Below are 22,753 nucleotides of genomic sequence, written 5' to 3' on the forward strand. Positions count from 1 at the left end.
GCGTGAGCGCGGGGGCGGGTGCCGCCCGGCGTGAGCGCGGGGGCGGGTGCCGCCCGGCGTGAGCGCGGGGGCGGGTGCCGCCCGGCGTGAGCGCGGGGGCGGGTGCCGCCCGGCGTGAGCGCGTCGGAAGGTGAGGGTGCCGGAACATCCGTCAGAGCCGGGTGACGTCCAGTCCCCCGTCGGTGTCCTGCCTGCGCAGCACCTTCTTGGCGAACTTGCCGCCCTCGGCGAGGAAGGCGCGCAGGTCCTCGAAGCCGACGCTCGCGCCCTCCTTGAGGACGACGGTGGCCGGCGGGCGCTCGCCCCACTTGTCGTCGGGGACGGCGACCACGGCGGCCTCGGCGACGTCCGAGGGGGGACATCAGGGCGTTCTCCAGCTCGACTGAGGAGATCCACTCGCCGCCGGGCCCGGTGAGGCAGGCCTCGACGCCGGCCGGGAAACGGCCCTGGGTGAGGCGGTAGGCGAACTCCTCCGGCGTGCCGACCGCGTGGGCCGGCGGGCGGGCGACCGTGCCCACGCGGCGAAGTCTCCGTCATGCCCCAGGCGTGGCAGATCCGCATGCCGAGCGCGTCGAAGGCGTCCATCGGGGGCGGCGGACAGGCGGAGCCGCCGATGGTGACCTGGGTGAGGGAGGAGACGTCGCGGGGCTTGGCGGTCAGCTCGGCGAGCAGGCCCTGCCAGATGGTGGGGACGGCGGCGGCGTGCGTCGGCTTCTCGCTCTCGATCATCTCGGCGAGCGGGCACGGGCTGCAGGAAGCGGTCCGGCATCAGCATTTGGACGCCGGTCCTGAAGGTGGCGTGCGGAAGGCCCCAGGCGTTGACGTGTAGATGGAGCGGTGGCTGTAGACCACGCCCTTGGGGGTCGCCGGTGGTGCCGGAGGTGTAGCACATGGCGGCGGCGGCCCGCTCGTCCAGCTCCGGCCAGTCGTACGTGGTCGGCTTCCCGGCGATCAGGTCCTCGTACTCGTGTCACCTGGCAGCTGCCGTGGATCGTCGACCCGTGGGTCAGGATCCTCGATATCAGCAGCGGTACGTCCTGCACCGTGCTCAGCACGGTGCACTCCCGGGGCGGCATTGCCTACGCGGCGGTAAGGATTGCGCTGACTCTGCGCACATACCGCGCGGTATGTCACTGCTCCCGGGTGATCGATCAGTGGGCGTTGCCCGGCAAGGTGTCCGACAGATGCACTCGCCGACGGTCCACAAAGCGGTTCGCTACCGAACAATCCCCAGCTCAGAGTCCTCACGGAGCTTGCCGAGCGCCCGCGACACCGCCGACTTCACCGTGCCCACGGAAACTCCGAGCACTTCGGCCGTCTGGGCCTCGCTGAGGTCCTCGTAGTACCTGAGGACGACCATCGCCCGCTGCCGGGCGGGCAGCTTCATGATCGCCCGCCACATCGCGTCGTGCAGGGCCTGCCGCTCCGCCGGGTCGTCGCCGGCGAGGACGGGCTCCGGCTCCGGCAGCTCGTCGCAGGCGAACTCGTCGACCTTGCGCTTGCGCCACTGCGACGTCCGGGTGTTCAGCAGCGCCCGGCGCACATATCCGTCCAGCGCGCGATGGTCCTCGATGCGCTCCCAGGCCACGTACGTCTTGGTGAGCGCGGTCTGCAGCAGGTCCTCCGCGTCGCTCGGGTTCGCGGTCAGCGACCGGGCGGTACGCAGCAGCACCGGCTGGCGGGCCTTCACGTACGACGAGAACGACGGGTACGGGAAGGTCTGCGGCTTGGCTGCGGCCATGGCTGTGGCCTTGACCGGAGCCTTGGCCGGGGCCGAGGCCGTGGCGGCGTTCGAAGCACTGGTGCAGACGGGTGTGGTCATGGCTCAACGCTATGAGCGAGGGAGTGTCCGGCGGATCGGCCGCAGGTCCCGAAGCGGAGTCCGCCTCAGGTTGTAGGGGTGGTGTCGGCTGCACCTCCTGTAGGTGGACGAGGGGAGCAGGGGTACTGCGGGTTCACCCCTGGGGGCTCCCCGGCAGGCAGAGCCCTTCAAGACGTACGCACGTCGTGTGCGCGTCGTACGCCCGTCGTGCCCGCGTCATGCGCCCGTCGCGCGCTCGACGTGCGCATGCGGAAATGCCTGGGCGGCGATACCGGAGTACCGCCGCCCAGGCGCCTTGCGACCCCATGAAGCACACCCGCACAGAGACTGAGGGGCCGGCGCGGGAGCGCGCCCGCGCCGGTCCCTCAGCTCACCACCACAGCGGGGAGAAGCTGACGGCCACGTTCTCGTTGCCCTGATTGATCGCCGTGAACGCGGAGCCGTCGACCTGCGCGGTGTTGCTCTGGTTCGAGGCCCCCGAGCCGACCGCCTGCTGCTGCGTGGTGGACGAGTTGCCGTTGTTGTCCCCGCCGACGCCGCTGCCGAGGATGCCCGCGAAGGCCTCCGAAGCGGTCGCGTTCGATCCGTTGTCCGCGATGGCTCCGTTGTCCGCCGTCGCCACGCCGCTGAAGAGGGCGGCGGCGAGCGGAAGGGCGGCGACAGCGGCGACGACGCGGGCAGTACGGATGCTTGCCATGTTGTTCCTCCAGAACAAGTGCGCACCGGCTTGTGGCCGACAGCGCGAGAAGTACGTGAAGTAGAGCGGCAGTAGAGCTGTAGTGGATCCGAAGCGGGTCCGAAGCGGATCCGAAGTGGAGCTTTCGCCAAGGCAGTTGGCCGACCGCCTCGACGCTGTGCACGACGTCGCGTGATCAGAGTTGCCCACCGAATCCCCGGCGAACCACCCCTGAAGCCCTGATTCGCCCTCAAGCGTGATGACAAGTCGATAAACCCCTTTGCTTCCCTTCCGTCCCAACTCAGGGCAGTGCGGGCAGCTCCACCCCAAGCGCCGCAAGGGGTGAAGCGTTCCGGCACTTTTTCCGCCCACCACCCCTCCCCGGCGCGTCGCGCGCACCCACTCTTCCCTTTTTCGAACGTACGTACGAACATAGACCCATGGCCACCACCGACCGGCAGGCCACGACGCTGGCCCTCGCACACGCCCTGTCAGCCGCCGAACGCGGACTGGCCGTCATCCCCCTGTCCCGGACGAAGCTCCCGGCCCTGCGCTCCCCCCACCGCGACGACCCGGCACCGGCCCCCTGCCACGGCGAGTGCGGCCGCTTCGGCCACGGGGTCTACGACGCCTCCACCGACCCCGCCCGCATCCGCGAACTGTTCGCCGCCGCACCCTGGGCGACGGGCTACGGCATCGCCTGCGGTCTGCCGCCGCACCACCTGATCGGCATCGACCTGGACACGAAGTCGGAGACGGACTCCTCGGCCGCCCTGCGCGAACTCGCCGTGCGCCACCTGTTCACGATCCCGCCCACCGTCGTCGTACTGACCCCCAGCGGAGGACGCCACCTCTGGCTGAGCGGCCCGCCCGACCGCGTCGTCCCCAACTCGGCCGGCCGCCTAGCCCCCGGCATCGACATCCGCGGCGCCGGCGGCTACCTGGTCGGCCCCGGCTCGCGTACCCGGCACGGCGCGTACGCCGCGGCGCCCGGCACGGCCCACCTCGCCCCCGCGCCCTGCCCGCCCGCGCTCCTGCGCCTCCTGCTCCCGCCGCCACGCGCACACCAGCCGGCCCTCTCCACGGCGGAAGCGCACGGTGAGGGGCTCGTCCAGTTCGTCCTCGCCGCCCACGAGGGCCAGCGCAACACCCGCCTGTTCTGGGCCGCCTGCCGCGCCTACGAGGACGGCATCGGCCCCGCCCTCATGGACCCCTTGGTCGAGGCGGCCCTCAACACGGGCCTGGGCGAACGCGAGGCCCGCGCGACGATCGCGTCAGCGGCCCGCATGACGGGCCACCACCCCTGACACACGACCGGGACACCCACCGGCCGGCCCGAAGACACAAGCCCTCCTCGGCACGAAACACAGAACCCGAAACCCGAACCGAACCGAACCCTGAAATCCGAAAGACCCACATGCACGACCGCTCCAAAGCGCCGACCATGTCGCTGACCCGGGTCGTCCTCTCATCCGGCCGCAGCGTCGACCTCGCCGAGCTGCGGCTCACGCCGACGTACGGCGGCCTGCTGGAGGGCTACCCCTGCCGCCCCGTCAACGACCTGCGCATCAAGGCGCTCCAGCGCACCGCCGAGCGGATGTCCCCCACCACACCGGTGCACCTCGTGCCGCCGCCTCGCGAGTACCCGCACCAGTACGCGGGCGCCTTCGGCCCCGTCGAGTTACTGCCGCGCGTGGCCTGCGTGGGTCGCTTCTCCTCCGCGGCCCTCGACCCGGCCAACGACCCGGTCCTCCACCGCTCCGGACTGACCGTCATCTGGTTCCAGCCCACCCCGCGCGTGCCGAGCCCCTGCGACACGGAAGCCGCGCTGCGGGACGTCGACTGGACGTCCCTGGCCCGGGACTACGCACTCTAGCCCCGCGGCCGCCGCACACCCTCGCCCAATTCCGCCCAACCCCGCTACGACCATGGCGGAAGCCACATCTCCGATCAGATCCCTCTCGCAGCCCCACCCCGTCGCTTTACGGAGGCGATCACGGCGGCGAGCAAGGCGGTCACAGCGAGGCTCCCCACCATGACCATCCCCGCACCCACCACGAAGAGGCCACTGGAGTCGTCCGACCAGTCGTAGTAGGCGGAAGCGGTCAGACCGACGGTGACGCCGGCCACGGCGCCTGCGGCGTAGCGCCGGGACGCCCCCCAGTACACCGGCACCAGCAGAGTCAGCACGAGCCCGACCACCTGCCACGCCTCGTACGGCCCGGTCGTCGTACCGTCGGCGTGCACATCACGCTCCTGGTCCCACCCCAGCCAGGCGGCCCACAGCGCCGACGCCACGCCGGCCAGTACGAGGCCCCACACCAGTTGGGAGACGGGCTTCGGTTGTCGTTGTTCCATGCCCCAAGCGTTCAGGCACGCCCGCCCGGCCGGCCAGAGCGCAAGTACTCAGCTCAATCCGAGTACGCGAGACCGTCCACGCCAGGCTGTCGCCGTCGACCGTCAGGACCACGCACATGGGCCCGGAGCTCGACAGCGCGCAACGCGCACGGCGACGGCCCCCGACCGTAACGCCTGGTCAGGGGCCGTCAAGCACCGCGGTGGGTGTGGGATTTGAACCCACGGTGACTCGCGCCACGACGGTTTTCAAGACCGTTCCCTTAGGCCGCTCGGGCAACCCACCCCGCGCCGTTCGTGATCGACGGCGCGGGACAAGGGTAGCGGGTCGGCGCGCGGGTGCGTGGGTCAGTCGTCGCCGATCTTGGAGCCCAGGGTGAGCTCGGTCGTGCGCTCCTTGCCGCCACGCTCGTAGGTGACCGTGACCTTGTCGCCGGGCTTGTGGGTCCAGATCTCGCCGATCAGGGTCGGGCCGCTGTCGATCACGCGGTCGTCGAGCTTGGTGATGACGTCGCCGGGCTTGAGGCCCGCGTCGGCGGCGGGGCCGCCCGGCTCGACCGGCTCGGAACCGCCCACGCCCTGCTCGGTGAGCTTGGCGCCGTTCGTCGTCTCCTCGAGGGAGACGGAGGCGCCGATCTTCGCGTACACCGGCTTGCCGGTCTTGATCAGCTGCTTGGCGACGAACTCGGCCTGATTGACCGGGATGGCGAAGCCCAGGCCGATCGAGCCGGCCTGGCCGGTGCCGAAGCCGCCGTTGCTCGTCGACTGGATGGCCGAGTTGATGCCGATGACGTTGCCCTGTGCGTCGAGGAGGGGGCCGCCGGAGTTGCCCGGGTTGATCGACGCGTCGGTCTGCAGGGCGCTCATGTAGGACGCCTTGCTGCTGCCGCTGCCGTCGCTGGAGGCCACGGGGCGGTTCTTGGCGCTGATGATGCCCGTGGTCACCGTGTCGGACAGCCCGAAGGGGGCGCCGATGGCGATCGTGGAGTCGCCGACGGCGACCTTGTCGGAGTCGCCGAGGGGCAGCGGGTTCAGGTCCGAGGGGGCGTTCTCCAGCTTGATGACCGCCACGTCGTAGCCCTGGGCGTGGCCGACCACCTCGGCGGCGAACTTCTTGCCGCTGGGGAAGGTCGCGCTGAGCTTGCCGCCGTCCACCGCCTCCGCCACCACATGGTTGTTGGTGACGATGTGGCCCTGCTTGTCGAAGACGAACCCCGTGCCGGTGCCGCCCTCGCCGTTACTGCCCTCCGCCTGGATGGTGACCGTGCTGGGCAGCGCCTTGGCGGCCACGCCGGCGACCGTACCCGCATCGCGCTTGACGGAGCCGCCGGTGTCGGAGGCGGAGACCGTCGTGGAGCCGGACTCGTCGTTGTTCTTGGCCAGGGTGTAGCCGAGGCCGCCGCCCAGACCGCCCGCGACCAGCGCGGCGACCAGGAGCGCGGCGACCACGCCGCCACGGCCGCGGCCCGACTTCGGCGCGGGCGGCTGGTACGAGGAGCCCCAGCCGCCGCCGGAGCCGTCACCGCCTCCGCCGCCGTACGACGGGGTGCCCGGCGGCGGGGGCGGCGGCCAGGAGGCGTCGGGGGCGGAGTACCCCTGGGGCGCGGCCGGGCCGTGGGCGGCAGGCGAACCGTGGGAGGCGGCCGGGTCCTGTGGGGCGGCTTGGTGCGGGGCGTCGGTGGGAGCGGCGGCCTGCCCGAAGCCGTCGTGCGGTTGCGGTTCCGCGGGGGCGTGGGCCGGCGGCTGGTCGGGGCGCGGCGCGGCCGGCTGGGCGGAGGCTGCGGGAGATTCCACCGGCACGGGAGGCGCGGACGGGGCCGGGGGTACCGCGGTGCCCTCGTTCTCGGTGCTCACAGCTTCTCTCCTCGTTCCACGGCTGTTTGTCGGTCGCACTGGTCACACTGGTCGCGCTCAGCGACGCTCACGCGGCGCTCCACGGTCCGGCGCGACGCTGATGTGCAGTGTTTTCGTATGCCATCAGCTTTTCCCACGGGCCGTCAGAGCACCATAAGCGGTTGCTGTGGGTTCACGGTCGACCTTTATATGGGTCATCCAAGACTAAACGGACGTGCGGTCGATGACTCCGGTGGCACGTATACCCGCCCGCGGTGGCACCATGACGCGGTGAACCACGCACGACAGCACCGGATCCAGGTCGTCGCCCACCGGGGAGCCTCCGAGGAGGCCCCCGAGCACACCCTGGCCGCGTACCGGAAAGCGATCGAGGACGGGGCGGACGCCCTCGAGTGCGATGTGCGCCTGACCGCCGACGGTCATCTCGTCTGCGTTCACGACTGGCGCGTCAACCGTACGTCCAACGGCCGCGGCGCGGTGTCGGCGCTGGAGCTGGCCGATCTGGCCGCCCTGGACTTCGGCGCCCGCAGGACCCGGGAGTTCTGGCGGACGCGCGACGAGCAGCCCGACTGGGAGCACCGGCCCGAGGACCGGGAGGAGACCTCCGTCCTGACCCTGGAGCGGCTGCTCCAGCTGGTGTCCGACGCGGGGCGGCGGGTGGAGCTGGCCATCGAGACCAAGCACCCCACGCGCTGGGCGGGACAGGTGGAGGAGCGGCTGCTGGTGCTCCTGAAGCGGTTCGGACTCGACGCCCCGGCCTCGGCCGCCGAGTCGCCGGTGCGCGTGATGAGTTTCTCGGCCCGCTCGCTGCACCGGGTGCGGGCCGCTTCGCCGACCCTGCCGACCGTCTACCTGATGCAGTTCGTCTCACCGCGGCTGCGGGACGGGCGGCTGCCCGTGGGTGTCCGGATCGCGGGCCCCTCGATCCGGATCGTACGGAACCATCCCGCCTACATCGAACGCCTGAAGCGGGCAGGTCACCAGGTGCACGTGTGGACCGTGAACGAGACCGCGGACGTGGATCTCTGCGCCGACCTGGGCGTCGACGCCATCATCACCAACCGGCCCCGCGCGGTACTGGACCACCTGGGCCACTGATTGGCCCGCGCTTCGCCCCGTGATTCGTCCCGTGATTCGTCCCGCGCTTCGTCCCGTGATTCGTCCGGAAGTCTTGACCCGACGGCCCGTCTCCCGCATTCTCCGGTCTCGGCCACACCGACGAAATCCAGCCACGCGGTTACGGGGAGTGCTCCGGCGCGTTCGGTACGTGTTCGACCGTGTCGAATGCGTCACTGGGCGGGGACCGGCCGGTTTCCGGTTCAGGCCAGAGGGGCATCCACACCGTGGCGTGGGGCGAAGGAGGTCTCGGGGGTGGCGTTGGTGGTGGCACAGGAGGTGCCCACGTCGTCGAGCATGGCCGTTCCCCATGGCCCTGCGGGCGTGGGGAAAGCAAGGCACCGGATGCGGGAGCAGCTGCGCAGCGGCGGTGTCGCGGAATCGGTCATCGACGACGCCGTACTGGTCCTTTCCGAACTCTTGAGCAACGCGTGCAAACACGGCCGTCCGCTGGGCGACGCCCTGGCCGGTGACGGCGACGTGCGCGCCGCGTGGCAGGTGGACGCGGGCGGCCGGCTCGTCGTGGAGGTCACGGACGGCGGCGGGCCGACCCGCCCGGCCCCGGCGACCCCCTCGGTCACCGCGCACGGCGGCCGCGGGCTGAACATCATCACCGCGCTCGCCGACGACTGGGGCGTACGGGACGACGCGCGCGGCGAGGTCACGGTGTGGGTCGTCGTCCACGACGACGTGCACGACCCGGACGCCGGGCACCGGCGCGACGACTTCGCCACCCGGATCACGGCACCGGCGGTGTCGGAGATCCCCGGCCTGGGCTTCGCGGAGGCCTTCGAGGACCTGGGCTGACCGCGCTGACCGCACACCCCGCCCCGGCGGGCCCTGGCGCGCCGACCCGGCGTGTAGGCACGCGCCGACCCGGCGTGTAGGCACGCGCCGACATGCCGCAGTAGGCGCGCGGGAAGCCACCGAGTGGGCGCGCGCGGGAAGCCGAAGGGCAGCGAAGGGAAGCCGAGGGAGCCCCCGGGGCGGGGTGTCCACGGAAGGCCCGTTGTCCACAGGGTCACGTCGGCCAGGTTGTGAACGGCTAGGCTCGCGCCGTACGAGATGAGCCGCAACCGGGAGACACCCACGATGGCCAAGAAGCGACCCCAGACGAAGGCCAAGCGCCCGCAGCCCACCGGCGCTGACGGGAACTTCCCGGTCGTCGGCGCCCGCGAGCCCTGCCCCTGCGGCAGCGGCCGCCGCTACAAGGCCTGCCACGGCCGGGCCGCCGCCCAGGCCACGACCGAGCTCGTACAGCGCCCGTTCGAGGGGCTGCCCGGCGAGTGCGACTGGGTGGCCCTGCGCGAGCTGGTGCCGGCGGCCACGGTCGGGCTGACGCTGAAGGACGGCCTGCCCGACGGAGTCCCCTCCGTCACCCTGGCCACGGTGCTGCCGATGGCCTGGCCGGCCCTGCGCCGCGACGACGGCTCGGTCCTGCTCGGCCTGCAGAACGACACGGCGTCGGGCGACATCAGCCGCGACCTCGCCGACACCCTCCAGCGGGCGCTGACCGCCGAACCGGGTACTCCGGTGCAGGGCCGCCGCGCGCCGGCCGACGGCCCCCGGCTGCAGGACCTGCTCGCCCCCGAGGGGGCGTTCGAGCCGGCCGTGCACGAGGGCTTCGAGTTCTGGGTCCCGGACCCGGAGAACGCCACGCCGGAGGTGACCGCCTCCCTGGAGCGGGCCAACGCCGCCGCCATCCCGACCGTCCGGCTCCAGGGCGTGGACGCCGCCTACTGGTGCGAGACGCCGGAGAAGAACCACCTGCGCTGGGTCATGCCGCACGAGGAGGAGCGGCTTCTGGACGCTCTTGCCCGGCTGCACGCCGCAGGCCGGTCGTCTCTCGGCGAGGGCACCCGCCTGGTCGGCTCCTTCCGTGCTCACGGGCTCACCGTCCCGGTGTGGGACCTGCCGAGCGAGACCACCGCGCAGGACATGGAGAAGCCGGCGGCCGAGTTCGCCGAGCGCCTCGCCGAGGCCCTGACCACCAACGCCCCGCTCACCCCCGACGAGCGCCGGGCACGCGGCGGCCTGACCAACCGACAGGTGACGCTCAGCTGACGCACAGCCGCGGGGGCCGGCCCGGCTGACCGACCGGTCAGCCGGGGCTCCGGTCCGGGGAGGCGTGACTCCGGTCACGACTCCCGTCGGAGACAGGCCAATCAGTGACCGGAAAACAAGAGATCGAATTTGCTAACCGCCGATCTCTTGTTACCGTTCGAGTAGCCCGGTTGCTGGTGCATCCCCCGTCGCCAGCAACCGGGTCTTTCCATGCGCCCGGTCGCACACGCACCGCAGTCGCCCGTCAACTCCCCGTTCCCGCAGGTGAGTTGCTCGTCCCGTCGCCGCGGTGCCCAGCGGCTCCACCGCTCCCGGCGCCTCCGTTGCCGCCACTGATCCCGCCGCTTCCGTCGTTCCCGTCGCTACGGTTGCTGCCGGTACGCAGCAGCAGCGGGCCGTACCCGGCCCGTGCCGCGAACTCCGCGATCGCGGTGTAGGCCGTCGGCCCGCCCCGGGTGCGTTCCCTGGGCGTCTCGCAGGTGCCCGGAGCGTCCTCGGCACCCACCGCGCAGCGCGTCCGCACGCTGCGTCCGTCGGGCCCCATGAGGCTCAGCACCGATTCGAGCGGGCCACCGGTCGCGTTCCGGTAGTAGGTGCGTGCCCAGGTCTCCGTCCCCTGCGTCACGACGCAGGTCTGCGCCTCGACACCCTCGGGCGAGGTGAGTTCGGGGCCACAGCGCACGGCGGTGGCCGGACCGGGGGGCAGCGGGGAACGGGCGGCCTCGGCCGGGGCAGGGTCGGCTCCTTCGGGCGCCTTGCCGTCCCCGCCCTGCGAGAGGAGACGGACGGCCGGAGGGTTCTCCTCCTCCCCGTCACCCGGGGGCCCCGCGGACGCCACGGCGAACGGCAGCACGACCGCGCACACCACGAAGCCGGCGAGCCCGTACAGACGGACCCGTCGTCGGCCCGGCCCCTCGCGGCGCGACCCCGCACGGTCCGGCCCGGCGGCGCGGTGCTCCCTGGCGGCGCGGTGCGACCCGGCGGCGCGGTGCGACCCGGCGGCGCGGTGCTCCCCAGCATGAAGCGGCATGGGGCGGACGATAACGACCACAGGCGCGCGCGGACTTCCGCGCACGCCGGACACCCCTACAACTCGGGCGCGCTCACACCCGTACGAGTGAGGGCGTCGACCACGGCGTCCACCACGGCCTCCACGTCGGGCACCCAGGGTGAGGCGGAGCCGGGCAGCGGCGCCCGCTCCCAGCGGACGGTGCCTCCACCGGTCTCCGACGGGGGCAGCGCGAGATAGCCGCCCTCGCCGTGGAAGCGCAGTGAGCCGGGCACGAAGTCCTTGGCGTAGAGCAGCTCGCCCAGCTGCTCCATCGAGTACGGCTTGACCAGCAGCGACCAGCGGGTGGGCGAGGCGACGACCGGGCCGAGCCGCAGGCCCGCGCGGTCGAGCGCGGCAAGGGCGTGGGCGGCCGGCAGGGCGGGCAGGGAGACGGCGCACGGGGCGATTCCCCCGGTGGCCAGGACGATCGGCGCGGTGGGGCGGTTGGTCCACCACCAGCGCACCATGCGCCCATCGGTGGTGGCGGCGAGGAGGCCGGGGTCGAAGGGGTGCGCGCCGGGCACCGCGCACTCCGGGTCGGGGCAGCCGCAGCGCGACCGCGACCGCGGGTCCGCCGCCACGCCCGGGAGTACGGGCCACTGCCATTGCGTCGCGTAGGTCAGGGCCGCGCCGATCAGCTCAGGCCGTCCGTCGTCGTGCTGGGACAAGAGCCTGCGTCGCCTTCCGAGGATCTCGCGCATGAGCGCTCGTTCCTTTCCGTTGCACGCCTGGCAACACCGTGGTCACATCACACCATGTGGCGATCTCTTCGCTGTGCGTAGCTGGTGGTGCATCACACCCCTGCCGGGAAGGGCATCACTGCCAAGGGCAAGGGAAACCCCTGTGGGTCGAGCACTGACTGCGTCCGCGGCGGTTCCGTCCACACTGCGTCTGTCAAAAGCATGGGGCTGGCGCGGGGGTGGCGAAGTCTGGCGTTTACCGTCCCGCGTATTTCTCTCCGCCTCCGCCACGGGAGGATGGGGCACGGTCGTCGGTGGATAGGACGCCCGGGTCCGCCGCCAGGTTCCAGGTGGCCCCCAACCACCCCTGGCCTTCTCCGAGTACGTACCCATCGCGACCGCTGTGACGCTCCGTAAAGCACCCCCAGTCGACCGCAACAAGGCGTCCCCTGGAGCAGTTTCAAGCCAATTTTGCATTTCCGCAAGAGGTCAGGAAGGAGGCCACTCACACCTCACGGACACCAGGAATCCCGGCAGGACAATGCTGGACATCTCCTTACGAGTGCGTGTACATGTGGAGACACTGCTAGCGGCGCAGAATGACATGGGGGTTTGCGATGCTTTGGAGCAGTAAGCGCCGGTCGGAAGGCCGGACGCCATGAACGCCCCGCACCCTGCGAAAGTGGCTGGAATCGATTCAACGGTTCCGTCCCCCGCACACACTGTCGCGCCCGCCGCCCCGGGTGTCTCCCCGGCCACCGCGTCAGACACCACGGACGCCGCAGAAGTCACCGCCGCGCCGGGAGCCCCCTGCGCCCCCGGCGCCCTGCTCCAGGACCGGCTGGCCGGCTGGGTGTCGGACCTGACGACCCTGCACGAGCTGACCGAGCGCCTGATCCGTACCGACTCCCTCACCGAAGGCCTCCAGGAAGTCCTGCGTGCCGGAGCCGCCCTGGTGGGCGCCCGGCGTGGTCTCGTCGTCCTCGAACCGGCCGACGGACTCGGCCCGGACACCACCATCGGCCTCGGGCTGGCCCGCGCCGACCTCGGCCACATCGAGACCGTCCCCCGAAGTGCCCTTTCCTACGGGCGGATTCTGGACGGGCTGCCGGTCGGTGCGGACGGGGTCGCCGAGCCCGACCTGTTCGCCGAGAAGAACCTCGACCCCCGCCACCGCGAGGTCGCCGCCCGCCTCGGCTACGCCGCCAGCTACGCGCTCCCCCTGTCCGCCGTGGACACCGGGACCACAGGGACCCCAGGGACCCCAGGGCCCACCGCGGCCGCGATGACCACCGGCCGCCTGGGCGCCGCCGTATGGCTGTACGACGAGCCGGCCGAACCCGGTGACCGGCAACGCCATCTCGCCGGCCTCTACGCCCGGTACGCCGCCCAGCACCTGGCCCGCCTGCTGGAAGTCGAGCGCACGCGCGCGTGCATGGCGACGATGGCCGAGGAACTGCTGCCCTCCCGCCTGCCGCGGGTGCCCGGCGTGCAGCTCGCCGCCCGGCACCGCACCGGCCCGCGTGGGGGCGGCGACTGGTACGACGCCCTGCCGCTGCCGGACGCCGCGCTCGGTCTCGCCGTCGGGTCCGTCACCGGGTCCGGACCCAGCGCGGTCGCCGCGATGGGCCGGCTGCGCGCCTCCCTGCGGGCGTACGCCGTGATGGAGGGCGAGGACCCCGTCGCCGTCCTGTCCGACCTGGAGCTGCTGCTGCGCCTCACCGAGCCCGCCCGCTCCGCCACCGCTCTGTTCGGCTACTGCGAGCCCGCGCTGCGCAGGATCACGCTGGCGGGCGCCGGGCACAGCCCGCCGCTGCTGATCGGGGAGCGGCGCACGGAGTTCGTCGAGACCTCCGTCTCCGCGCCGCTCGGCATGCTCGCCTGCTGGGAGGCGCCGAGTGCGGAGTTCCAGGCCGAACCCGGAGAGACGGTTCTGCTGTACACCGACGGACTGCTGCACCGCACCGGCGACCCGGCCGACCGAGCCTTCGCCCGGCTGCACGCGGCGGCGGCCGGCGTTCCCCGGGCCAAGCGCCACGACCCGGACGCCGTCGCCCAGCACGTCCTGCGCACGGTGCTGCCCGACGGGAAGGCCGAGGCCGACTCCGAGGAGGACGTGGTTCTGCTGGCCGTCCGGTTCGAATGACGGGCCCGGTCAGAAAAGGGCCCGATCCGAATAACGGACACTGACGCCATGCACGCCACCCATAACGGACGGTAGCGCCTCCGTGTAACAGGCCCTTCGGCCCTGGGCCCCCTTCCGTACGACCGTACGATGGGGGGTGGTCCAGTGCCGTATCAAGGAGGATGACCGTGGCGGAGGAGCTCACCCCGGAGACCCCGGAAGAGTCCGAAGAGCCGATCAAGCAGCGCAAGAACGGCCTGTACCCGGGCGTGTCCGACGAGCTGGCCGAGAACATGAAGTCCGGCTGGGCCGACACCGAGCTGCGCGACCTGGAGCCCATCGCCCAGGCCGCCGAGACCGCCGCCCGCCGCGCCGCGCTGTCCGCACGCTTCCCGGGCGAACGCCTGGTGATCCCCGCGGGCAACCTGAAGACCCGCTCGAACGACACGGAGTACTCCTTCCGCGCCTCGGTCGAGTACGCGTACCTGACCGGCAACCAGACCGAGGACGGCGTCCTGGTCATGGAGCCCAAGGGCGACGGCCACACCGCGACGATCTACCTCCTGCCGCGCTCCGACCGCGAGAACGGCGAGTTCTGGCTCGACGGCCAGGGCGAGCTGTGGGTCGGCCGCCGCCACTCCCTCACCGAGGCGGAGAAGCACTACGGCATCCCCGCCTCCGACGTGCGCGAGCTGGCCGACAGCCTGCGCGAGGCCACCGGCCCGGTGCGCGTCGTGCGCGGCTTCGACGCCGGCATCGAGGCGGCCCTGACCGACAAGGTCACCGCCGAGCGCGACGAGGAACTGCGCGTCTTCCTCTCCGAGGCCCGCCTGGTCAAGGACGAGTTCGAGATCGGCGAGCTGCAGAAGGCCGTCGACTCGACCGTGCGCGGCTTCGAGGACGTCGTGAAGGTCCTCGACAAGGCCGAGGCGACCAGCGAGCGCTACATCGAGGGCACGTTCTTCCTCCGCGCGCGCGTGGAGGGCAACGACGTCGGCTACGGCTCGATCTGCGCCGCGGGACCGCACGCCTGCACCCTGCACTGGGTGCGCAACGACGGCCCGGTCCGCGCCGGCGACCTGCTGCTGCTCGACGCGGGCGTGGAGACGCACACGTACTACACCGCGGACGTCACGCGCACGCTGCCGATCAACGGCCGCTACAGCGAGCTGCAGAAGAAGATCTACGACGCCGTGTACGACGCCCAGGAGGCCGGTATCGCGGCGGTGAAGCCGGGCGCCAAGTACCGCGACTTCCACGACGCGTCCCAGCGCGTGCTGGCCGAGCGGCTCGTCGAGTGGGGCCTGGTCGAGGGCCCCGTCGAGCGGGTGCTGGAGCTGGGTCTGCAGCGCCGCTGGACGCTGCACGGCACCGGCCACATGCTCGGCATGGACGTCCACGACTGCGCCGCCGCGCGCGTCGAGTCCTACGTCGACGGCACGCTGGAGCCCGGCATGGTGCTCACCGTCGAGCCGGGCCTGTACTTCCAGGCCGACGACCTGACCGTGCCCGAGGAGTACCGGGGCATCGGCGTCCGCATCGAGGACGACATCCTCGTCACCGCGGACGGCAACCGGAACCTGTCCGCCGGGCTGCCCCGCCGGTCGGACGAGGTCGAGGAGTGGATGGCGGCGCTGAAGGGCTGAACCACGGTTCGATGGCCGGGTACCGCACGGGGTACCCGGCCATCGGCGTGCCCAGGGGTTCGCGGCACGGGCCCGCGGGAAGGCTCCCTGGGTTTTTGACGCGCCCAGGCGCCCAGGGGGAGGCATTTTCGTGGACGTGGACGACTTCTGGTCCGGCATCGGTGTGGACCTGCATCTGGAGCCGGACGCCGGGCAGGGGCGTCGGTCCGGGCTCGAACGGGCGCTGCGGGACGCCGTACGGGACGGCAGGCTGGCCCCGGGGTCGCAGCTGCCGGCGACCCGGCGGCTGGCCGGCCAGCTCGGCATCTCGCGGGGCACGGCGAAGGCGGCGTACGACCAGCTGGTCGCCGAGGGCTACCTGACGGCGCGACAGGGATCCGGCACCCGCGTGGCGCAACTGCCCTCCGTCGACACGGAGCCGCCCGGGGGAACGGCACGCGCGCGTGCGCCACGTTTCGACCTGCGCCCCGGCAGCCCGGACGTCGGCGCGTTCCCCGCGGCGGCCTGGCTGCGGGCCCTGCGCCGCGCGGTCGCCACGGCGCCGCTGCCGGCGTACGACTACGGGGACCCACGCGGGCGCATCGAGCTGCGAACGGCGCTGTCGGGCTACCTGGGCCGGGCACGCGGGGTGATCGCGCCGCCGGAACGCATCGTGATCACCTCGGGCTATGTGCAGGGCCTCGCGCTCCTCTCCCGCGTGCTGGACGGCGCCGAGGTGACCATGGAGGACCCCGGGCTGCCCTTCCACCGTGAGGTCGTACGGCGGGCCGGCGGGCGCGTGCTGCCGGTGCGGGTCGACGAGCGGGGGGCCCGCCCCGACGACCTCGGGGACGCCGCGGCCGTGGTCGTCACACCCGCGCACCAGTACCCGACGGGCGTGACGCTGCGTCCTGAGCGGCGGCGGGCGCTCACCGACTGGGCACGCGCGCGTGGCGGCCTGATCGTCGAGGACGACTACGACGGGGAGTTCCGCTACGACCGGCAGCCCGTCGGCGCGCTCCAGGGCATGGCGCCGGGCCACGTCGCCTACCTGGGCACCGTGTCCAAGACGCTCGGACCCGCGCTGCGGCTGGGCTGGATGGTGCTGCCACCCCACCTGGTCGACGCGGTCGCCGACGCCAAGCTGCACAGCGACCACCACACCGAGTCCCTCGGCCAGCTCGCGCTCGCCGAACTGATCGACACGCACGCCTACGACCGGCACGTACGCGCGTCCCGGCTGCGGTACCGGCGCCGGCGCGACCAACTCGTGGACCGGCTCGGCAGGCGGCGGCGGGTGCGCGGGATCGCGGCCGGGCTGCACGCGCTGGTGGAGGTCGACGACGAGGCCGAGGTCCTGGCGCGGGCGGAGAAGGAGGACCTCGCGGTCGGCCGACTCGGTGACCACTGGCAGTCCCCGTCCCCGTCCTCCTCGTCCCCGAGCGGCTCCGATGGGCCGCAGGGGCTGGTCGTGGGGTACGGGACGCCCCGGGAGCGGGTGTATCCCGAGGCGCTGGAGGTGCTGGGGAGGGTGCTGGACGCGGCGCCGTGAGGCGGGCCGACGGGCGGTCGTGGGCCCAAAGGTGAGCGGGAGCGGGAGCCTGCGGGGACGCCCGAGCCGAGGGCGACGGAGCCCACCGAGGTGCCGTCAGACCGCCAGCAGCGGAGTGCCCTCACGCCACTTGAGGATCTTGTCGAAGCTCACCACGGCACCGGACCGGCCCGGCGTGCTGCCGATGTGGACGTGGTCGGCGAGTTCCCGGATGAGGCACAGGCCGCGGCCGTCCTCGGCGTCGTCGGACACCGGGCGGGCCACTCCCCCTGGTCGGCCCGGAGCGGACGCGGGGAATCCCGGGCCCGTGTCGGCGACCTCGATGCGGCACAGTTCGCCGTCGAGGTAGGCCGTGACGCGGTACGCCTCCGAGGATCCGTCGGGTACGTCGTCCCCACCGTGCTCCACGGCGTTTGCGCAGGCCTCGCTCAGCGCGATGGAGAGGTCGAAGGAGATGTCGGGGTCGACGCCCGCGGTCTCCATGGTGCCGATCAGCAGGCGGCGGGCCAGGGGCACGCTCGCAGCCTCGCGCCGCAAATGGAGTGACCACCAGATGCTCATGCTCCAGCCTCCCGGCCGCGGCTCGACATACCGTTACGTATTGCCCCCCATGGCCGGGCGTAAGCGCGGTCTCCGCGTGAGACCGCCCATATGGCGGATGTGTCCATGCCGCCGATCGGTGTATGTGGGGCGGCTCGCACCAGAGAGTGATCTTCCGGCGCTCTTCCGGTCGTACGGCATCTTGTGGACCTGCCGTACGGCGTGGGGGGTGCCAGTGCGATGATGAGGCCGCCATGACTGCCCCCCACCCGCCTACGGCGCGCTCCGGAAACGATCTCCGGATCCTGCGGGCCGCGGTGTTCGCCGCGGTCTGCGTCGTGCTGGCCGCGGCGGGGCACACCCTCGCCTCCTGCGCCAGTGTTCCGCTGTGGTCGCTGGGCGCGGGATTCCTCGGGGCGGTCGTGGTCGCCGCGCCCCTCGCCGGACGCGAGCGCTCGCTGCCCGGCATCGCGATGCTGCTCACCGTCGGGCAGACCGCGCTGCACACCCTGTTCGGTCTCGGCCAGCACGGTGCCACCGCGGTCACGGCGTCCGGTACGACCGCCGCGTCCACCGGCGGGTCGGGCGCGCTGTCCGACGCATCACTGGTCCAGCAGGCCGCACGGCTGGTGTGCGGGACCACCGCGGCGGCGATCAGCCCGGCCCAGGCCCAGCAGATCCTCACCGACGCGCGGATCGCGCCGGACGTCCGCACCGGCACGGCGCACCACCCCGCCGACGCCCTGTCGACCGCCGACTCCTCGGCATCGCTGCTGCCGTCCCTGCCGATGCTGCTCGTTCACGTCCTCGCGGCCCTGGCCGCCGGCTGGCTGCTGCGGCGCGGCGACCTGGCCCTGGCCCGGCTCGTCGAGTTGTCGGCACACTCGGCCCACTCGGTGGCCGAGGCCGCGTTCGTACGCGCCCTGCGCGCGGCACTCTCCCTGGTCCGTGCCCTGCACGCCGGGCTCGCCGGCGTTCCCGGAACGGGCCCGCGCCTGCCGCACACCGCTCGGTTGGCGCCGCCCCGGCCCCGCACCACCGCACTCCAGCACACGGTGATCAGACGCGGCCCGCCGAGCGACGCGTTCGCCCTCACCGCCTGACACGACGCGACCACCACCCCGCTCCGGCCTCATCGGCCGCCGTGCGGAGGGGGCGCCGTCGTGCGGCACGCGCGCGTGCGCGCCTCCCTCCCGTCACCCGTCACCGGCACCAGCACCAGCACCGGTGACCCACTCGAAGCGGAGTGATCCGTCCATGAAGGTTTCTCGTATCGCCGCCGTCGGCGCCGTCTCCGGCATCGCCGTCCTCGCCCTGTCCGCACCCGCCTTCGCGCACGTCAGCGTGCAGCCGGAGGGCACGGCCGCCAAGGGTGGCTACGCGGTCGTCGGCTTCAAGGTCCCCAACGAACGCGACAACGCCTCCACCACCAAGCTGGAGGTCAACTTCCCCACCGACCAGCCGCTGGCGTCCGTGATGCCCCAGCCGGTCCCCGGCTGGAAGGCAGTGGTCACCAAGTCCAAGCCGGCCAAGCCGCTGGAGTCGCACGGGAAGCAGATCACCGAGGTCGTCAGCAAGGTGACCTGGACCGCCGACGGCAAGGGGATCGAGCCCGGCTACTTCCAGAAGTTCCCGGTCTCCCTCGGCGCTCTGCCCGAGGACGCCGACGAGCTGGTGTTCAAGGCGATCCAGACCTACGACAACAAGGAGGTCGTGCGCTGGATCGAGGTGCCGCAGGAGGGCCAGGAGGAGCCCGAGAACCCGGCGCCCGTGCTGGAGCTGGCCGCCGCCGAGGACGACGCCCACGGATCGTCGGGCGCGAAGGCCGAGGACGACGCCGAGGCGGCCGCGCAGAACACCGCCGCGGACACCTCCGCCTCCTCCGACTCCGGCTCCGGTGACGGCAGCGACACCACCGCCCGTGTCCTCGGCATCGTCGGCATCGTCGTCGGCGCCGCGGGCGTCGCGTACGGCGTGCTGGCCGGACGCCGGCGCGACTCCGGTGCGTCGGCGTAGCGACGCCCGTGCCGGTGCGGCGGCGTAGCGACGCCGCCGCAACCTCTCGTCCGGTGCGCGCCGGGCACCCTCCGTCGGTCCGACGGACCCCGGCGCGCACCGGAGCACCTCACATCTGGGACATTTTTCTATGCGCAAGAAGACGTTCGCCGCGGCCGCACTGCTCGCCGCCGCCTCCCTGACCCTGTCCGCCTGCGGCAGCGGCGCCGACAGTGACGCGCCCGTCACCGTGGTCTCCGAGGACACCGGCCAGCAGGCCGCCACCGTCCTCGACAAGCCGTTCGAGAAGCCCGACCTGGTCCTCACCGACACCCAGGGCAAGGAGTACGACCTCCGCGAGCGGACCGCCGGCAAACCCACCCTGATCTACTTCGGTTACACCCACTGCCCCGACGTCTGCCCCCTGACCATGAACAACGTCGCCGTGGCCAAGAAGCAGCTGTCCCAGGCCGAGCAGGACAAGCTTCAGATCGTGTTCGTCACCACCGACCCGGAGCGCGACACCCCGGCCGCGCTCGGCAAGTGGCTCAAGGGCATCGACCCGCAGATCGTCGGCCTGACCGGCGAGTTCGACACCATCCAGGCCGGCGCCCGCACCCTGGGCATCTCCATCGACCCGCCGACCAAGGACAAGAACGGCAAGGTCGTCTCGTCGCACGGCACCCAGGTCGTCGCCTTCTCCCCGAAGTCCGACGCGGGCTACGTCCTCTACGGCGAGGACGCCACCGTCGAGGACTACACCAAGGACCTCCCCAAGCTCGTCATGGGGGAGAACCCGTGAGCGGCCGTCCCACCCTGGCCGCCGTGACGGTGATCGGCGCCCTGGTCCTCGCGGGCTGCGGCGACTCGGACTCCGGCGCCGGCTCCGGATCCTCGGCCGCTGGTGCCGAACTCTCCGTCGGCGCCGCCTACATACCGCAGCCGGTCTCCGACTCGATGGCGGCGGGCTTCCTCACCATCACCAACAAGGGCGACGCCAAGGACGAGCTGACCTCCGTCACCAGCGAGGCCGGTGACGTCACCGTGCACGAAACCGTCGACGGGACGATGAAGGAGGTCGACCGCCTCCCGATCCCCGCCCACGGTCAACTCGTGTTCAAGAGCGGCGGCAACCACCTGATGTTCGAGAAGCTGAAGCAGCAGCTCAAGCAGGGACAGACGGTCTCCGTCGAACTGCACTTCGCCCACTCCGGCCCCGTCATGGCCAAGCTGCCCGTGAAGGCGGCCACTTACCGGCCCACCACCGGACACTCCGGACACTGAGGGAGGGACCACCTTGACGCAGACCATCGCCCCGCGCGTCCGGACCGTGGTGCTGCTGCTCCTGGCCGCGGCCTGCGCGCTGCTCGCCGGCGCCGGGCCGGCCTCCGCGCACGCCGCGCTGACCGGCAGCGACCCCCGGCAGGGGACGGTGGTCGACAAGGCTCCGGCCCAGGTGTCGCTCACCTTCTCCGAGTCGGTCTCCATGGACGACGACTCGCTGCGCGTCCTCGACCCCAAGGGCGAGCGCGTCGACGACGGCAGGCCGTCCGGCACGAGCGGCACGACGTACACCGTGAAACTGCACGCGGGGCTGCCCGACGGCACGTACACGGTGACCTACCAGGTCGTCTCCGCCGACAGCCATCCGGTCGCCGGCGCCTACACCTTCTCCATCGGCGCCCCGTCCGAGACCTCCGTCTCCGTCTACGGCACGGAGGCGGGCGGCGGGGCCGTCGGCTGGCTGTACGGCCTCGGACGGTACGTGTCGTACGCCGGGTTCACGGTGCTGGTGGGCGGCGCCGCCTTCGTCCTCGCCTGCTGGCCGCGCGGCTCCGGCGTCCGGGCCGTGCAGCGGCTCGTCGTCTCCGGTTGGCTCGCGCTGACCTCCGCCACCCTCGTGCTGCTCCTGCTGCGCGGCTCCTACACCGGTTCCGGGAAGCTCGGCGACGTCTTCGACCTGAACCTGCTCGGCGAGGCGCTGCAGACCAAGACCGGCGCCGCGCTGGTCTCCCGGCTGCTGCTGCTCGCGGCGGCCGCGCTCTTCGTCGCCGTACTCTTCGGCGCCTACGACAAGCGGGAGGACGAGGAGAAACGGGACCTCACCTTCGGGCTCGCGGTCGGCGGAGCCGTCGTGGCGGCCGGACTCGCGGCGACCTGGGCGATGTCCGAGCACGCCTCAGTCGGCCTCCAGGCCGGTCTCGCCATGCCCGTCGACATCGTTCACCTGCTCGCCGTCGCCGCCTGGCTCGGCGGGCTCACCACCCTGCTCGTCGCCCTGTACCGGGCGCCCGCGGACACGCCCGTCGCGGCCTCTGCCGTACGACGGTTCTCGCGCCTCGCCTTCGGCAGCGTGGTCGCGCTGGTGGTGACCGGCACCTACCAGTCCTGGCGCCAGCTCGGCTCCTGGACGGCCTTCACCGACACCCGGTACGGGCAGCTGCTCCTCGTCAAGATCGGACTCGTGGCGGTGCTGGTCGGCATCGCCTACCTCTCGCGCCGGTGGACGGCACAGCTGGCGGAAACGGTGCCGGCCATCGCCCGTCAGCGGGAGAAGGAGCAGGTCGGGGCGCCCGACGGCCGTAGGACCGAGAAGGCGAGGCCCGCCGAGGAGGCGAAGTCCGCCGAGAAGGTGCCCGGGGCAGCGAAGGGGGCCGGGGCAGCGAAGGCTTCCGGACAGGCGTCCGGGGCCGCGAAGGGCTCCGGTACCTCCCAGCGCGCCGCCCAGCTCGCCCGGCAGCGCGCGGCCGTGGACGCCGCCCGGCAGAAGCGGCAACGCGACGCCGACCCCCACCGCTTCGGACTGCGCCGCTCCGTGCTCGCCGAGGCGGGCATCGCCGTCGTCCTGCTCGCCGTCACGACCGTCCTGACCCAGACCGAGCCTGGCCGGACCGAGGAGGAGGCCAAGGCCGCCAACCCGTCCTCCGCCGCCACGACCGGCCCCTCCTCCGGTGCGGTCACCCTGGACATGCCCTTCGACACCGGCGGCCAGAACGGCAAGGGAGTCGTACGGGTCGAACTCGACCCCGCCCGGGTGGGCGCCAACGACATGCACCTCTACGTCGAGCGCCCGGACGGCAACGCCTTCGACATCCCCGAGGTGAAGGTCGCCTTCACCCAGGAGGCCAAGGACATCGGGCCGCTCCCCGTCGTCCCCGACCACATCACCACCGGACACTGGTCGGCGAGCGGGGTGCAGATCCCGATCGCCGGGGACTGGGAGGTCGCCGTGACCGTCCGGACCTCCGACATCGACCAGGCGACCGTCTCCAAGAACGCGCAGATCGGCTGAACCGCA

The 22,753-nt window shown here is 72.3% G+C and carries 20 protein-coding genes, 1 tRNA gene and 1 pseudogene; 13 read left to right on the plus strand and 9 right to left on the minus strand.

The genetic code is table 11. The annotated features are described in order from the left end of the window. Nucleotides 1-151 precede the first annotated feature (151 nt). From ACFW48_RS13880 to ACFW48_RS13890, 3 genes and pseudogenes are all read right to left on the minus strand, one after another. Nucleotides 152-970: pseudogene (locus ACFW48_RS13880) on the minus strand (AMP-binding protein); the annotation flags it as partial. 246 nt (nt 971-1,216) lie between these two features. Next, nucleotides 1,217-1,822, minus strand: coding sequence for a SigE family RNA polymerase sigma factor (locus ACFW48_RS13885; protein WP_386314030.1), 606 nt, complete (start codon nt 1,820-1,822; stop codon nt 1,217-1,219). A 370-nt stretch (nt 1,823-2,192) separates the two neighbouring features. Continuing rightward, nucleotides 2,193-2,519 (minus strand): hypothetical protein, encoded by a 327-nt coding sequence (locus tag ACFW48_RS13890; protein WP_386314033.1) that lies wholly within the window; start codon nt 2,517-2,519, stop codon nt 2,193-2,195. 419 nt (nt 2,520-2,938) lie between these two features. On the opposite strand from ACFW48_RS13890, the gene ACFW48_RS13895 reads away from it, so the two are divergent. Both ACFW48_RS13895 and ACFW48_RS13900 read left to right on the plus strand, forming a co-directional pair. Further along, nucleotides 2,939-3,805, plus strand: a complete 867-nt coding sequence (locus ACFW48_RS13895) for a bifunctional DNA primase/polymerase (RefSeq protein WP_386314035.1) — start codon at nt 2,939-2,941, stop codon at nt 3,803-3,805. 110 nt (nt 3,806-3,915) lie between these two features. After that, on the plus strand, nt 3,916-4,374 hold the full coding sequence (locus ACFW48_RS13900; RefSeq protein WP_386314038.1) for a hypothetical protein: 459 nt from the start codon (nt 3,916-3,918) through the stop codon (nt 4,372-4,374). Nucleotides 4,375-4,448: 74 nt separating this feature from the next. On the opposite strand, the gene ACFW48_RS13905 is transcribed toward ACFW48_RS13900, so the two are convergent. From ACFW48_RS13905 to ACFW48_RS13915, 3 genes are all read right to left on the minus strand, one after another. Next, nucleotides 4,449-4,856 (minus strand): hypothetical protein, encoded by a 408-nt coding sequence (locus ACFW48_RS13905; RefSeq protein ID WP_386314041.1) that lies wholly within the window; start codon nt 4,854-4,856, stop codon nt 4,449-4,451. 198 nt (nt 4,857-5,054) lie between these two features. Then, nucleotides 5,055-5,139: transfer RNA gene (locus tag ACFW48_RS13910), tRNA-Ser, on the minus strand. 62 nt (nt 5,140-5,201) lie between these two features. After that, complete coding sequence (locus tag ACFW48_RS13915) at nt 5,202-6,707, minus strand: S1C family serine protease (protein ID WP_386314043.1); 1,506 nt, start codon at nt 6,705-6,707, stop codon at nt 5,202-5,204. Between the two features lie 270 nt (nt 6,708-6,977). Between ACFW48_RS13915 and ACFW48_RS13920 the strand changes: the two genes are divergently transcribed. The 3 genes from ACFW48_RS13920 (at nt 6,978) to ACFW48_RS13930 (ending at nt 9,887) form a co-directional block, all read left to right on the plus strand. Then, nucleotides 6,978-7,805 carry a glycerophosphodiester phosphodiesterase gene (locus ACFW48_RS13920; protein ID WP_386314046.1) on the plus strand — a complete coding sequence of 276 codons (828 nt, stop codon included), beginning with the start codon at nt 6,978-6,980 and terminating at the stop codon, nt 7,803-7,805. A gap of 273 nt (nt 7,806-8,078) precedes the next feature. Next, nucleotides 8,079-8,630 (plus strand): ATP-binding protein, encoded by a 552-nt coding sequence (locus tag ACFW48_RS13925; protein ID WP_386314049.1) that lies wholly within the window; start codon nt 8,079-8,081, stop codon nt 8,628-8,630. Between the two features lie 285 nt (nt 8,631-8,915). Further along, nucleotides 8,916-9,887: a DUF5926 family protein gene (locus ACFW48_RS13930; RefSeq protein ID WP_386314873.1), complete on the plus strand. Its 972-nt coding sequence runs from the start codon at nt 8,916-8,918 to the stop codon at nt 9,885-9,887. Between the two features lie 244 nt (nt 9,888-10,131). Here ACFW48_RS13930 and ACFW48_RS13935 read toward each other — a convergent pair whose 3' ends face one another. Beyond that, complete coding sequence (locus ACFW48_RS13935) at nt 10,132-10,917, minus strand: hypothetical protein (RefSeq protein WP_386314052.1); 786 nt, start codon at nt 10,915-10,917, stop codon at nt 10,132-10,134. Nucleotides 10,918-10,973: 56 nt separating this feature from the next. Next, nucleotides 10,974-11,639 (minus strand): bifunctional DNA primase/polymerase, encoded by a 666-nt coding sequence (locus ACFW48_RS13940; protein WP_386314054.1) that lies wholly within the window; start codon nt 11,637-11,639, stop codon nt 10,974-10,976. Between the two features lie 637 nt (nt 11,640-12,276). Between ACFW48_RS13940 and ACFW48_RS13945 the strand changes: the two genes are divergently transcribed. The 3 genes from ACFW48_RS13945 to ACFW48_RS13955 all read left to right on the plus strand — a co-directional run bounded on the left by ACFW48_RS13945 (nt 12,277) and on the right by ACFW48_RS13955 (nt 16,920). After that, nucleotides 12,277-13,764, plus strand: coding sequence for a PP2C family protein-serine/threonine phosphatase (locus ACFW48_RS13945; protein ID WP_386314056.1), 1,488 nt, complete (start codon nt 12,277-12,279; stop codon nt 13,762-13,764). 167 nt (nt 13,765-13,931) lie between these two features. Then, entirely contained in the window at nt 13,932-15,389 is a 1,458-nt protein-coding gene (locus ACFW48_RS13950) for an aminopeptidase P family protein (RefSeq protein WP_386314059.1), read from the plus strand. Between the two features lie 136 nt (nt 15,390-15,525). Next, complete coding sequence (locus ACFW48_RS13955) at nt 15,526-16,920, plus strand: PLP-dependent aminotransferase family protein (RefSeq protein WP_386314876.1); 1,395 nt, start codon at nt 15,526-15,528, stop codon at nt 16,918-16,920. Nucleotides 16,921-17,016: 96 nt separating this feature from the next. Here ACFW48_RS13955 and ACFW48_RS13960 read toward each other — a convergent pair whose 3' ends face one another. Further along, a complete protein-coding gene (locus ACFW48_RS13960; protein ID WP_386314063.1) occupies nt 17,017-17,481 on the minus strand; it encodes an ATP-binding protein in 465 nt (154 codons plus the stop codon). Nucleotides 17,482-17,714: 233 nt separating this feature from the next. Between ACFW48_RS13960 and ACFW48_RS13965 the strand changes: the two genes are divergently transcribed. The 5 genes from ACFW48_RS13965 to ACFW48_RS13985 all read left to right on the plus strand — a co-directional run bounded on the left by ACFW48_RS13965 (nt 17,715) and on the right by ACFW48_RS13985 (nt 22,747). After that, nucleotides 17,715-18,563, plus strand: coding sequence for a hypothetical protein (locus ACFW48_RS13965; protein ID WP_386314065.1), 849 nt, complete (start codon nt 17,715-17,717; stop codon nt 18,561-18,563). Between the two features lie 154 nt (nt 18,564-18,717). Further along, nucleotides 18,718-19,476 (plus strand): YcnI family protein, encoded by a 759-nt coding sequence (locus ACFW48_RS13970; RefSeq protein ID WP_386314067.1) that lies wholly within the window; start codon nt 18,718-18,720, stop codon nt 19,474-19,476. Nucleotides 19,477-19,606: 130 nt separating this feature from the next. After that, complete coding sequence (locus tag ACFW48_RS13975) at nt 19,607-20,257, plus strand: SCO family protein (protein ID WP_386314070.1); 651 nt, start codon at nt 19,607-19,609, stop codon at nt 20,255-20,257. Continuing rightward, nucleotides 20,254-20,739, plus strand: coding sequence for a copper chaperone PCu(A)C (locus ACFW48_RS13980; RefSeq protein ID WP_386314073.1), 486 nt, complete (start codon nt 20,254-20,256; stop codon nt 20,737-20,739). Before ACFW48_RS13975 ends, ACFW48_RS13980 begins: the two co-directional genes overlap by 4 nt. A 13-nt stretch (nt 20,740-20,752) precedes the next feature. Next, a complete protein-coding gene (locus ACFW48_RS13985) occupies nt 20,753-22,747 on the plus strand; it encodes a copper resistance CopC/CopD family protein (protein WP_386314075.1) in 1,995 nt (664 codons plus the stop codon). The last annotated feature ends 6 nt before the right edge of the window (nt 22,748-22,753 follow it).

Origin of the sequence: Streptomyces sp. NPDC058812, from assembly GCF_042744565.1 — a bacterium.
In the GTDB taxonomy this organism is placed as follows: Bacteria; Actinomycetota; Actinomycetes; order Streptomycetales; family Streptomycetaceae; genus Streptomyces; species Streptomyces thinghirensis.